The sequence below is a fragment of the Parahalioglobus pacificus genome (genome assembly GCF_014652275.1).
In the GTDB taxonomy this organism is placed as follows: domain Bacteria; phylum Pseudomonadota; class Gammaproteobacteria; order Pseudomonadales; family Halieaceae; genus Parahalioglobus; species Parahalioglobus pacificus.
Map to the genome: position 1 here is coordinate 516,331 of NZ_BMYM01000002.1, position 12,791 is coordinate 529,121.

A 12,791-nucleotide genomic window follows, 5' to 3' on the forward strand; every position below is an offset into this window, starting at 1 on the left:
AACACACTCCAAGGACATCCCATGAAGACAGGATTCAGAACACTGGCTGCGCTGCTGTTCAGTGCCAGCTCTACCATTGCCCTGGCAAGCGACCATGCCGAAAAAGCCGGTGAGGCGCCCATGCCGGAGCCGCTGCACTTTGAAAGTGATCATCTGGTCAAAATCGACGGCAAGGCCATTGCCTATACCGCGACGGCCGGCACCCTGGTGATGAAGAATGACCAAGGCCAGCCCGTCGCGCATTTCGGATACACCGCTTACGTTAAGAAAGACGGCGATCGCACTACCCGCCCCATCATGTTTGCTTACAACGGTGGTCCTGGATCTGCCTCTCTGTGGTTGCACATGGGTGTGTTGGGCCCCCAGCGAACGGTGGTTGATGACACCAACTTCACGACCCAAGGCCCTTTTCAGCGTGTCGACAACGAGTACAGCATTCTCGATAAGACCGACCTGGTCATGATCGACCCGGTGGGTACCGGCTTTTCAGTCCCGGTGGGCGATGCCAAGGGAGAAGACTTCTGGGGTGTGGATAACGACATCACCTCGGTGTCCAACTTTATCGCCCGGTACGTCACCGATAACGGGCGCTGGCAGTCGCCCAAATACCTACTGGGTGAAAGTTACGGCGGTATCCGCAGCGGCGGCGTTGCCTATACATTGTTGACCCGGCACAACATGGCACTGAACGGCGTGATACTCGTGTCCCCCTACATGGACTTTGTGGCGGGTAATGCCGGCGGGAAAATGGACCTGCCTTACATCAACTTTTTCACCACCTACGCTGCAACAGCCTGGTATCACAAGGTTATCGATGATCGGCCCGATGACCTGCAGGAATTTCTGCGCGCAGCCGAAGACTTTGCCATCAACCAGTACGCACCTGCTTTGCTGAAGGGCGCGCGCGCCACGGAAGATGAGCGAGCCGGGGTGCTGGCGGGTATGGAACGATTCACTGGCATCAGCGCAGAGTATTGGGACAGAGCCAATCTGCGTATCGACGAATCACGCTTCGCCAAGGAACTGCTTCGCGACCAGCGCAAGACAGTAGGGCGCATTGATTCGCGGTTTGTGGGTGATGGCATTCGCCACAATGCCGAGAACTTTAGCTACGACCCATTCTTCCCTGCGGTGGGCCCCGCGTTCACTGCCACGTTCAACGATTACTACCGCGAAGAACTGGGTGTAAAAACCGACAGGCGATACGTCACTTCAGGCGGCCTGTGGTCGAAGTGGGATCAGAGCCATAAGGCTCCCGGCAGCAGCTGGAAAGCGCCTGTGCCGAATACTGCGGTAGATTTGGCCTATGCCATGGTACAAAACCCGCATATGCGCGTGCTGGTACAGCAGGGCTACTACGATCTGGCAACTCCTTACGGTGCAACGGATTATTTTGTCGATCAGATGGATGTGCCGCAGCATATTCGCGACAACATCATCACAACCTACTACGAAGCTGGCCACATGATGTACCTGCATCCGCCGTCGCTGGAACAGTACAGGGTTGATCTCGTGGAGTTTATTGCCGAGTAGCGTTGGGCTTACGGCACACGCGCTTCAAGCCCGCCCGATCTCTGGCTCTAGCCGCTGTTTGCCGGTATTGCAGCTACGCCCATGCTACTGCTGCGCGGGGAAGCCTCAGATATCCTTGCCCCGGGTTGCGCGCGCAAAATGTAGGCCTTATCACCCGGCCTGCGGTTCACCGAAGTAGCCGGGCGCAGCCATGCACACACACTGAACGAACCGCAGGCGCGGACTGCCATCGATCAGTTCCTGCTAGCGCACCACTGAAAGCCGTATTTTTAACGCTGGCGCTATGTCAGTGGCTTGCTAGACTCCTCACAAACCGCAGTCTGCGGATGCCCTGCATTTGAGGAAAACCGATGATCAACCTAGCCCTATGGCACGACATTATGGATTCGCGCGACCCCAAGCGACTGTCCGAAATTATTGCTGAAGATTGCGTATTCCTGTCTCCGGTTGTGCATACCCCGCAGGAGGGTAAGGCCGTCACCACGCTTTACCTGGCTGCCGCCATGAATGTGTTTAACGACAGTTTTCGCTACGTCAAAGAGATTCAGGACGAGCCTCATGCGGTGTTGGAGTTCGAGTGCCAGATGGACGGTATTTTCGTGAACGGGATCGACATGATGACGTTTAACGATCAGGGTCAGATTACCGAGTTCAAGGTGATCGTGCGGCCGCTAAAAGCGGTGAATACTCTCCATGCGCATATGAAGGCCATGTTGGAGTCCTTTACCAGCGAGTCGGCCGCGGAGGCCGGATCATGACATGGCGCACATCGGCGCTCGCCTTGATCTTGTTGTCTCTCACCGCATGCGGTCAGCCCACAACTAACGTGCCAGAGATTGGGACAATAGAGGGAGAGGTGCTTTACCGGGAGCGAATTCTGCTTCCGCCAGGCGCTCAGCTGACCGTGCAGTTGGAGGATATATCCCAGTCTGATGCGTCGGCCGTGGTGGTTGTGTCCGCCACCCAGGCGCTGAACGGCACCGCTCCGCCATACCCCTTTGCACTGGAGATTGATTCAAGCGCCCTGCAGGCCGCATCCCAGTATGCCCTGAGGGCGAGAATTGAGCTGGACGGCCAGGTTCGCTTTACCAACACCGACTACATCGATCCTTTCGCTGATGGTCCGTTGACGGTCATGCTGCAGGGGGTGCAGCAGCGAGCGCCGCATCAAGCGCAGGAGCAAGCGCCCCCCGTAGCAGCGCTGGAAGGTGTTGAATGGGTGCTGGTCTCGTTGGAGGGTTTTGAGACCTTGGCGGGCCTGGAGGGTCGCTCGCCAGATATTAGCTTCGACGCTAACGAGCAGCGCGCCAGCGGATTCTCTGGCTGTAACCGCTTCACCGGTGGTTATGAGCGCGAGGGTAGCAGCGAGCAGGGTGCGGCTCTTCGGTTTCTGCCCATGGCCGGAACTTTGATGGCCTGCCCGGAGGGCGCTGAGTTGGAACGTGCCTTCCTGCAGATGTTGTCGTCCGTGGATGCCTTTCGTTTGGCGGGTGAAGAGCTGGTTCTACTCAACGGTGACCAACCAGTCGCCAGGTTTCGCGCTCTGTAGAAAACACCGTGGGTGATTTTTGGTGCGCGGTGAGTATACTTGCAGCCCGCAAAACGGTGGGTATCGGTTAGCGCAGGGGGATGCGCCGACGTAAACGATCCCAGCCGATTGAAATAGAAAAATAGATAAAAGGGCAGCACACTTTGCTCAGGCCAGTTCCACAGAGACGACAGAAGTTACAGGTCGCTATGGTGGCCCTGGTCGTCACCGTGCTAGTGGCATTTGGCCCTGTGGCGGAGGCGACGCATTCTCATGCCGGCGACGGTGTCGCCGTCGAGTGTTTGGTCTGTCAGCCTGATGGAGACTCACCGGCCGTCACTTTGGCTCGTGCTGTACCTGAGTGGCACGTCCGGTCCGAAGCCCCCTGAGCCTCCCAGTCCGTCGTTCCCTCTTCTTCGAACTTCACCCTGTCGGCGCGGGGGCCACCGTGTTTCTCCTGAACTAAACACCCGTAATTTACCTTCAGGAGACGACAATGAAACGTATCATACCGCTTGCGTTGGCTGTGGCTGCCGCAAATTCCATCGCGCAGGACGACACCATGGAACACGTCCTGGTGACCGTACCACTGCATAAATCCACCGCAGAGACCGCGCTGCCTGTGACCGTGCTCACTGGCGACGAGCTTCGCCGCGCCGTGACTGCAACCATCGGCGACACGCTGGCCAATACGCCCGGTATTGCCAACGCATCGTTTGGGCCCGGCGTGGGCCAGCCCGTTGTGCGGGGCCAGCAGGGCCCGCGTGTCGTAGTGCTGCAAAATGGCACCTCCAGTGCTGATGTGGCGGGGCTGAGCGGAGATCATGCGGTGTCGGTAGAGCCTCTCTTAGCAGACTCTATTGAAGTGCTACGTGGCCCATCCACCTTGCTTTATGGTGGCGGAGCAATCGGTGGTGTTGTGAACGTCCTGGACAATCGTGTACCTACCAGCCTGCCTGAAGAACTGGATGGCGCGCTTGAGTATCGTCATGACACCGCATCCGACCTAGATAATGTCGTTGGACGAGTCGAGGGCAGCGCTGGCCAGTTCGCCTTCCACGCCGACTTCCTTTACCGCGATTACAACGATCTGGATATTCCTGGCCTGGCAAACCGTGAGCATGACGAGCACGACGAGGATCATGACGAAGATCACGATGAACACGAAGGCGAAGAGCATGATGAGCACGGTGAAGAAGAGAACACCGATGGATTTATTGCCAACACTGGGGGTCGTGCTAAGAGCTTCACACTGGGCGGCGCATACCACTTCGATAGCGGCTTTGTAGGCCTTGCCGTTAATCGGCTGGAAAATGAGTACGGTATCCCCGCCGGCGCCCACGAGCACGAAGAGGAACATGGCGATGAAGACCATGACGAGGATCATGATGAGGACCACGAGGGCGAAGAGCACGAGGGTGAAGATCACGATCACGAAGAGGAAGAAGAGGGCGGTATCAGCCTGGACATCGAGCAGACGCGCTACGATGCCATTGTCCACCTGCACAACCCGTTTGAATTCCTCGAAGTGGCGCGCGGCTTTTTAACTTACACCGACTACGAGCATGCCGAGATCGAAGGCAGTGGTGAGGTGGGCACTGAATTTGAGCGCGACACCTGGGAAGGCCGCCTTGAACTGGTGCACAAACCCATGGGTAACTTCCACGGCGTGTTTGGCATGCAGGCTGTCATTGATGATTTTAGTGCTGTGGGCGAAGAAGCCTACATCCCCCAGACAGACTCTACCGAACTGGGCTTCTTCCTGGTGGAAGACTTCCACGCCGGCGACTTCACTTACGAGTTTGGCTTGCGGTACGACTGGGTAGAGCGCGAGCCCTCCCGCGGACTGGATGACAGTGAGTCATTCAACTCCCTTAGCGGCTCTGGTGCTGTGCTGTGGGATGTCAGCGAAGGCTGGCAGCTAGGTGCTGCACTGTCCCGTAGCGAACGCGCGCCGTCGGTAGAAGAGCTGTATTCCAACGCGGGCAACTTCGGTCCCGATGAATGGGTAGAACACGCGGCCACTGGTGCCATCGAGCTGGGTGATGGTGATCTGGATACCGAGGTTTCCAATAACGCGGACCTGTCACTGCGCTGGCTGGGTGACGGTCATTGGGTGGATGTCACTGCGTTCTACAACGACTTCTCCGATTACATCAATCTGGTCAACACCGGTATCGAAGTGGACGAGACACCTGTTCGTCAGTAGATACAGGATGATGCTGAGTTTTATGGCTTCGAAATCGACAGTGAGTTTACGCTGGGTAGCATTGGCGGCGTTACGGTGCTGGCCGGCGTCTGGGCCGACTACATTCGCGGCGAGCTCGATAGCGGCGATGATGTTCCGCGCCTGCCCCCCATGCGTATCGGCGGCCGTCTGAGCTGGGTATCTGATCGCCTGGATATCTGGACCCGCGTCGTGGATGCGGATGACCAGGACAGAGCCGGTGAAAACGAAGAAGAAACGAAAGGCTATACCCGCTGGGATGCTGGCGCGGACTACCGTTTGGGCGTTGCAGACAGCGAAATGGTGTTGTTCCTGGCAGTGAATAACATCACTGACGAAGAGATTCGCCTGAGCACCTCTTTCCTCAGGGATGTTGCGCCGGAAGCCGGCCTGTCGGTTGAAATGGGACTGCGCTTGCAGTTCTGATTGTGTCCATTCTCGCGCGGTGAATTCTTTGCCGCGTGCTGCTAGAGTGCCCGTTCACTGTGTGGATGGGCACTTATGTCTCTACCCCTTATCGTTGGTATCAGTGGTGCATCAGGCATTGTATACGGCGTGCGTGCACTGGAACTGCTGCGCGAAGCTGGCGTGGAAACGCATTTGGTGCTCACAAAATCGGCAGAGCTGACCCTGCATCATGAGTTAGATATGGACCTTGCCGACATCAAGTCTCTGGCCAGCGAGGTGCACGCTATTCGCAATGTGGGCGCCAGCATTGCCAGCGGGTCCTTTTTGACGGCGGGCATGCTGATTGCACCGTGCTCTATTCGAACCATGAGTGAGATTGCCACCGGCGTGACTTCCAGCCTGCTGACACGCGCTGCTGACGTCGTGTTGAAGGAGCGTCGGCGACTGGTATTAATGGTGCGCGAAACGCCACTGCACACAGGACATCTGCGTACGATGACCCAGTTGTCGGAGATCGGTGCGGTTATCGCGCCGCCTGTCCCTGCGTTTTATGCCAACCCTGAGAGCCTGGACCAGATGGTGACGCAAACGGTTGCGCGCTCTCTCGACCTGTTCGGTCTTGGGTTTGACGAGGTACGCCGCTGGCAGGGTGACTGACCCGCCGGCTTTCTACCATGCCCATTATCTTCGCTGTCGTGCTGATCGATATGATCGGTTTCGGCATCGTAATTCCCATCCTGCCCTTCCTCTCGCCCCGGCTGGGTGCCAGTGATTTCGACATTGCCTTAATAGTAGTGGTCTACGCCATTTGTGCCGGTATCAGCACCCCCTATTGGGGCCGGCTCTCGGATCGGGTCGGGCGCAAGCCAGTCTTGATGATCTGCATGGGTGGCTCCGCGCTGGCCTACGTGGGGCTGGGTTTTGCCAATGCGCTGTGGATGGTGTTCGCCGCCCGGGCCTTTGCCGGTCTGATGGCGGGTAATTTCGGGGTGGCGTCGGCCATGATGGCGGATATCACCGGTGCGGAGAATCGTGCCCGCGGCATGGGTTTGATCGGCGCGGCTTTCGGTATGGGGCTTGTTCTGGGCCCCATGGCGGGCGGTTTGTTGTCGGGCGAACAGGGCAGCTTTCTGCTGCCATGTCTGTTGGCGTCTCTGATGTCGGTGTTGGCCATGATTGCCGCTGCAAAGTATCTGCCCGAATCACTGGATAAGCAGGCCCGTCAGGCCCTGATCGAAGATCAGGCCATGAATGATGCGGGTAATTACGCGCTGCTAAAGCGCACGGGCAATCGGCTGCTGGCGCTGCAATACGTGCTGCACAATACGGGGGTTAGTGCGACGACCTACCTGTTGCCGCTTTGGCTGGCGTACCGTCTGGAATGGGGTGCCCGTGAAGTGGGCATCATGTTTGGCGTGCAGGGTGCCATTATGGCGTTAGTGCAGGGGCTGCTTATGGGGCCGCTGGTTCGGTCGTTCGGTGAGTTACTGTTTCTGCGTATTGTGGTGACCACGTTTTGCGGTGGCCTCGTGCTGGCCGTTTTCGCCCAGGGACAGGCACAAATGCTGACCGCAGCATTCGCAACCATGACAGGGGCAACGCTATGCATGCCCTTGCTGAATACCATCACCAGCCACCGCGCGCCTGCGGCACTGCGTGGGCGCATGTTGGGCACGGTCAGTGCAGCGGCTTCCTGGGGTCGCGTCGTTGGCCCTTTACTGGCGGGTACCAGTCTGACTCTGTTCGGTTTCAGCGCGGCATGGGCCGTGATTGCGGTCGCTATCGCCTGTTATGTCGGCTGGGCCTGGTGTGTGCTATCCCGTGGTGACCTTCAGCAGGTGCAAAGCCGGTAATCTGGGCGTAGACTGCCGCCTCGTTTTTGATGTTGTAGGAGCCCGGCATGGCGACCAATCTGTTCGATCTCTCTGGAAAAATTGCGCTGGTCAGCGGCGCGAGTCGTGGTATTGGAGAGAGTATTGCTCGTCTCCTTGCGGAGCAAGGGGCACACGTCATCGTGTCCAGCCGTAAGCAGGAAGACTGCGAACTGGTTGCCAGTTCCATCCGTGAAAAGGGCGACAGTGCAGAAGCGGTGGCCTGTCACGTGGGCAATATGGATGACATACAGGCCATTTTTTCGCACATACGCGAAGCTCACGGGCGTCTGGATATCTGCGTGAACAATGCCGCTACCAACCCCTATTTCGGCCACGTTCTGGACACTGACCTGGGGGCTTTTAACAAGACGGTTGACGTGAACGTGCGCGGCTACTTTTTCATGAGTATTGAAGCCGGCAAGTTGATGCGTGAGCAGGGCAGTGGTGCCATTGTTAATACGGCATCTATCAACGCGCTGCAGCCCGGTCCCATGCAGGGTATTTACTCCATTACTAAGGCTGCCGTGGTGAATATGACGCGCGTTTTTGCTAAAGAGTGTGGCCCGCTGGGTATCCGCTGCAATGCACTACTGCCGGGACTCACGCGCACGAAATTTGCGGGCGCGCTGTTCGATAACGAAGATATCTATAAAGAGGCCGTGCGCACGATTCCTATGGGTCGTCATGCAGAGCCCGATGAGATGGCCGGCACGGTGTTGTATCTGGTCTCTGATGCCAGTAGCTACACCAACGGCGAAATCATTGTTGTGGATGGCGGCCTGACCACCTAGTCCAGGTAGGTAAAGCCGCCTTCCTTGATATACACCTCGCAGCGCGCATCACTGACTGGTGTGAGTGTGCCGCCCGCGGGGATCCTCAGCCAGGCGTGCACCGGGTAGTGACCCTGGCCGTCGGCAAAACCCCCTTCAAGCACCAGCAGCTCTGCGCCCTGCGGAAAATTCAGCTGGCCCATTTCCTGAGGAGAGTCCCACCGTTCCAGGCGCATAAAGTCTGTGTAGGGTTCCTGTGCATAGAGCTTTTTCCAGCTGACCGTTTTCCTGACCGAGGGTCGCCACGCTTCATCCCGGGTTTGCAGGGCAATGTGCTGTCTGTCCCTGCCGTGAAACTGTCGGAGTTTTACGAACAGCAGGCAGCCGTCCTTTGAAAACGGTGAATGCCTAAACCCCTCGGGATTCAGCAGGTAGGTGCCGGCAGGCCAATCGCCATGTTCGTCAGAAAATATGCCATCCAGCACGAGGATCTCTTCGCCCTCAAGATGATCATGCGCGGGGAACTGGGCACCGGGCTGGTACTGAACGATAGAGGTGACTTGTCCGGCTTCTGCGGGGCCGACGCGGTGCAGGCGTTTGCGCAGCACATGGCCACCCGGACTGGGCGTGAATGCCATCGCGTCAGTATCGATGGCGAGCCGAACCGAAAGGTCGGCGTTTAGTGCTTCTTCGTCATTAGTCATGCCCGTTTATACGAGCAGGGCAGCGAGCCTGATCACTGCCCGGTGGGAGGCTTGCTTGCCGCTACGACTTGGTGCCGGAAAGTACCAGCCACACTGCGTGCAGAATACCTGGCACATAAAAGAACAGACACAAGACGATGTTGATCAGAAAGTGCTTGGTCGCACCTACCTGCAGGAAGGCTGCCAGGGGCGGTAACAGTATGGCGATAATGAGAAGTAGCAGTTGATTCATCAATGTTCTCCTTGCGGGATGGAAGTATTCAATCGTTTTATTGTTATTGGGTATATCCGATGAATAAGCGGTCTCGGATAGCCGTCCTTCTAAAGGTAGCACCGATTAGTGTTTGGCACAGGGAATCGTGATGGAAAAGCTGTTAATCACCCACCAACTGCCCGGCGAGCGCGTAAAGCAGCTGGCCCAGACCAGTGATGTTAACGTGTGGATGGGTCCGGGATTATTGCCGGCCCAGGCATTGGCGGAGGAGTTGCAGGGAAGCACAGGTCTTGTCTGCCTGCTCACTGATCGCATTGATGAGGCCCTGTTGGACTCAATGCCGGCCCTCAAATTCATCTCCAGCATGTCTGTAGGCGTGGATCACATCGATGTGGCAGCAGCCACCCAACGCGGCATACCGGTGGGCCATACACCTGGCGTACTGGTTGAAACCACGGCGGACGCCACCTTCGGTTTGTTACTGGCCGCAGCGCGCCGGATGGCCGAGGCTGATCGCTTCGTTCGTCAGGGCAGTTGGCGTGCAGAGAACGCCTGGTCGCCGGACTTTTTCACGGGTAAGGATGTCGCCGGTGCGACCTTGGGCATTGTGGGCCTTGGAGACATTGGTCGGGCCGTTGCTCGACGCGCACAGGGGTTTGGCATGGATGTTGTCGCGTGGAATCGCTCGGCGGTTGATGTGCCCGGTGTCAGCTTGGTTGATTTAGGCACGCTGCTCGGACGCAGCGATTTCGTGAGCATCCACGTGGCGCTAACGGCGGACACCGCTGAATTGATTAATGCGGAGCGGATTGCAGCCATGAAACCTGGCGCGGTATTGGTCAACACCGCGCGCGGTGGCATTGTCGACGAACAGGCGCTGGCGCAGGCGCTGTCGGCGGGTGATCTCTACGCTGCGGGCATTGATGTGTTCGGGCGTGAGCCGGTGGAAGACGATAACCCGCTACTGCACTTACCCAATGTCGTGCTCACGCCGCACATTGGCAGCGCGACCGCGCAAACACGTATTGAAATGGCTGACTTGGCCGCGGGTAATGCCCTTGCGGCTCTGGCGGGTGAGGCCATGCCGCACTGTGTCAATCCTGAGGTCTACGGCTGAGGAAAGCCGGCTTATTTGGAAGGCAGTGGTCGCAGGCCCTGGCGAACGGCCTTCTGCACATTGGATTCCAGATTACGGTATTCACCGGTGTTGGTGTTCTCCACAATCTTGGTGATCACGACCCGCCAAACTTCCTGCTTGCGCGTGGTGTCGTTGAACTGCAGCGCTATGTTGCTGGTCTCTTTAACGCCGCTCAGCGCATAGGCATTATCCACTGACGCCTGATCGACATTGCGATTTGGAATCGCACCGGGGTAAACAGAAATGTTGCTGGCTTCCGAACCCTTTTCACCCAGCCTCAATCCCGTGGCGTAGATGTAGTCCACGCTGAATTGGGCTTTGTCATTGTTGAGCCGGTAACCCTTGCTGGCCAATTCTGCATCTACCGCTTTTCGCACCAGGGGGTCCAGCGCATAGATAGGGTCTGTAGAAATCGTATTTTCGCCCAGAGGTTCGCTGCGCCAGCGGTAATAGGTGTAGTTCTCTGATGCGAATTTGGCCGTATCTTCGGGGCGTGTTTCTATGCCGCTGCAGGCGGCCAGTGTAGCGACTGACAGGAAAGTGATAAGTGCGGCGATACAGCGCATGTTGGCAGGCCCGAAACGTTCAAAGTGTAGACGAAATGGTAGCAGGGCCAATGCGGGCCAGCCACCACAACATCAACGCACGGCGGGAATGCTGGCCAGAAGTTGCTGCGCACCAAAGCGTAGACGCTCTGTGCGCACCGCCATTGGCTCCATGCGGTCCGGGTCCGTGAATATTTCCAAAGCGCCTCGCCACACCACTTTCCGGGTGCCTTTCGGGGCAATCGCGACAATCACGCTGCCCCGGCGATAGCCTTCAGTCGGTTTTTGCAGAGCGGGATAGAGTCGAAAGGCTTCTTGCACCTCGGGGTGACCCGACACCGGTCCAAGCATGGCAATCGCCAGCACATCATAGGTGGCCGCTTCGAAGTTCGTGGCGAAGACCAGCCCCTTATTGGCGAACTCCCGGGCCAGGGCCGCCTGCAGCTGATCTGCACGGCGTTCAAACCGGCCCTCTGGGTCATCAATCCAAATCAAATTGCTGCGCCATGCCAGCGTTGTGTCTGGACCCGTTACGAAGTCTGGCAATGTCACTGAGACCGCACTGGCTTGTATGGGTTGCTCAGCGGGGTCAGGCGTCGAGGTACATGCGCTCAGCGCTGCGGCGAAAAGTACAACCCAGATAGATTTTAGGTAAGTCACGGCGTTATGCCCCCGACAGTGTATAGCCTGATGGTAAACGATCTACTGCTCACTCGCAGTCCGGACACAGGCTTTGCGCGCTGATGGTGGCAAATTCCTACGTTTGATTAATTGGACTTTTTTCAAGTTTTGCGGGGCATTCGCTCGATCGCGGGTGATAGCATCAAAAGACAACAACAAAGCGGGAACGGGGTGACGCATGATTTCGCGGAAACTGGTTCGCACAGATCTCAATCTTTTGGTGGCTCTGCAGGTACTGCTGGAGGAGCGCAACGTAACCCGTGCGGCTGAACGCCTGTCTGTTTCCCAGCCCGCCTTGAGCAAAACCCTACAAAAATTGCGCGATGCCTTTGAGGATGAGCTGTTCACTCGTACGGCGCACGGGCTGGTACCCACTCCGCGAGCGGAGTCACTGGCCGAAGAGCTACCGGCGCTGCTTGAATCTGTAGAGCACGTGCTGGGCAACGAAGACTTCGAGCCCTCTACCTATTCCGGCTGTTTCAAACTGTTGCTGCCGCCTATTGTCAGTGAAGCGCTGCTGCCTAGGCTGATGGCAGAGCTGTATGAGCAGGCCCCCAATGTGCAGATCATCACAGCGGAGGTCAGCCCGGACTATCAGGATCAGTTAAAAAAGGGCGAGGCCGATTTTGCCGCCTTTGTCGCCATAGACACCGAGCGCGATATTCATGCTGAGCCGATTTCTGCCCAGGCGCCCCGTTGCTATATGGGCCGTGGCCACCCCCTGGAAGGCAAGGAGATGAGCCTGCAGGACTTCCTCAATCATCCGCACGTGCGCCTGTATCTACAGGGTCTGACGCGTGAGAACACCAGCATGGTTGACGATGTATTGGGCCAGTACGGTGTACACCGCAGTATCGCATTGGAAACCACCCAGTTTGCTTCTGCTGTGGGTGTGCTCAGCCGCACCGATGCGCTGCTGGTTGCGAATGCCGGCTTTGAAGAGAGTGGTCTTTACGAGGGGCTGATCATCGGTGTGGAGTTGCCTTCGGAATTACAACGGATGATACGTAACACGCACAGCGCCAATCGCGGCAAGATGTCGTTGATGCGGCACACCCGAACCGCGCGTTCAGCACCGCATCAATGGATGCGCGCCTTGCTGATGCGACACCTCACCAACGAGGGCGCTCGAATGGATGCCTCTGAGGCCCTGGGCACCGCTGCTTGAG

The 12,791-nt window shown here is 57.6% G+C and carries 12 protein-coding genes and 1 pseudogene; 9 read left to right on the top strand and 4 right to left on the bottom strand.

All coding sequences use genetic code 11. The features are described 5' to 3' along the window. The first annotated feature begins 21 nt into the window (after positions 1 to 21). The 7 genes and pseudogenes from IE089_RS11140 (at position 22) to IE089_RS11170 (ending at position 8,361) form a co-directional block, all read left to right on the top strand. Positions 22 to 1,533 (top strand): S10 family peptidase, encoded by a 1,512-nt coding sequence (locus IE089_RS11140; RefSeq protein ID WP_229802715.1) that lies wholly within the window; start codon positions 22 to 24, stop codon positions 1,531 to 1,533. A 350-nt stretch (positions 1,534 to 1,883) separates the two neighbouring features. After that, entirely contained in the window at positions 1,884 to 2,291 is a 408-nt protein-coding gene (locus IE089_RS11145) for a nuclear transport factor 2 family protein (RefSeq protein WP_189477891.1), read from the top strand. Then, a complete protein-coding gene (locus IE089_RS11150; RefSeq protein WP_189477892.1) occupies positions 2,288 to 3,082 on the top strand; it encodes a YbaY family lipoprotein in 795 nt (264 codons plus the stop codon). The genes IE089_RS11145 and IE089_RS11150 overlap by 4 nt, the downstream gene beginning before the upstream one ends. A 541-nt stretch (positions 3,083 to 3,623) precedes the next feature. Further along, positions 3,624 to 5,714, top strand: a pseudogene (locus tag IE089_RS11155) (TonB-dependent receptor). 75 nt (positions 5,715 to 5,789) lie between these two features. Then, positions 5,790 to 6,353 (top strand): UbiX family flavin prenyltransferase, encoded by a 564-nt coding sequence (locus IE089_RS11160; RefSeq protein ID WP_189477893.1) that lies wholly within the window; start codon positions 5,790 to 5,792, stop codon positions 6,351 to 6,353. A gap of 17 nt (positions 6,354 to 6,370) precedes the next feature. Next, entirely contained in the window at positions 6,371 to 7,549 is a 1,179-nt protein-coding gene (locus IE089_RS11165) for an MFS transporter (RefSeq protein ID WP_189477894.1), read from the top strand. A gap of 47 nt (positions 7,550 to 7,596) precedes the next feature. Then, positions 7,597 to 8,361 (top strand): SDR family oxidoreductase, encoded by a 765-nt coding sequence (locus IE089_RS11170; protein WP_189477895.1) that lies wholly within the window; start codon positions 7,597 to 7,599, stop codon positions 8,359 to 8,361. On the opposite strand, the gene IE089_RS11175 is transcribed toward IE089_RS11170, so the two are convergent. After that, positions 8,358 to 9,044: a cupin domain-containing protein gene (locus IE089_RS11175; protein ID WP_189477896.1), complete on the bottom strand. Its 687-nt coding sequence runs from the start codon at positions 9,042 to 9,044 to the stop codon at positions 8,358 to 8,360. The two genes, IE089_RS11170 and IE089_RS11175, sit on opposite strands and share 4 nt — an antisense overlap. 61 nt (positions 9,045 to 9,105) lie before the next feature. Beyond that, positions 9,106 to 9,276, bottom strand: coding sequence for a YqaE/Pmp3 family membrane protein (locus IE089_RS11180; RefSeq protein WP_189477897.1), 171 nt, complete (start codon positions 9,274 to 9,276; stop codon positions 9,106 to 9,108). 130 nt (positions 9,277 to 9,406) lie between these two features. Between IE089_RS11180 and IE089_RS11185 the strand changes: the two genes are divergently transcribed. After that, positions 9,407 to 10,375, top strand: coding sequence for a 2-hydroxyacid dehydrogenase (locus IE089_RS11185; RefSeq protein ID WP_189477898.1), 969 nt, complete (start codon positions 9,407 to 9,409; stop codon positions 10,373 to 10,375). Between the two features lie 11 nt (positions 10,376 to 10,386). Here IE089_RS11185 and IE089_RS11190 read toward each other — a convergent pair whose 3' ends face one another. Together IE089_RS11190 and IE089_RS11195 are read right to left on the bottom strand one after the other, a co-directional pair. Next, on the bottom strand, positions 10,387 to 10,962 hold the full coding sequence (locus IE089_RS11190; RefSeq protein WP_189477899.1) for a DUF4136 domain-containing protein: 576 nt from the start codon (positions 10,960 to 10,962) through the stop codon (positions 10,387 to 10,389). A 72-nt stretch (positions 10,963 to 11,034) separates the two neighbouring features. Further along, positions 11,035 to 11,601 (bottom strand): hypothetical protein, encoded by a 567-nt coding sequence (locus IE089_RS11195; RefSeq protein ID WP_189477900.1) that lies wholly within the window; start codon positions 11,599 to 11,601, stop codon positions 11,035 to 11,037. A 199-nt stretch (positions 11,602 to 11,800) separates the two neighbouring features. Here IE089_RS11195 and IE089_RS11200 point away from each other — a divergent pair, with 199 nt between their 5' ends. After that, positions 11,801 to 12,790 (top strand): LysR family transcriptional regulator, encoded by a 990-nt coding sequence (locus tag IE089_RS11200; protein ID WP_189477901.1) that lies wholly within the window; start codon positions 11,801 to 11,803, stop codon positions 12,788 to 12,790. Position 12,791: the final 1 nt, after the last annotated feature.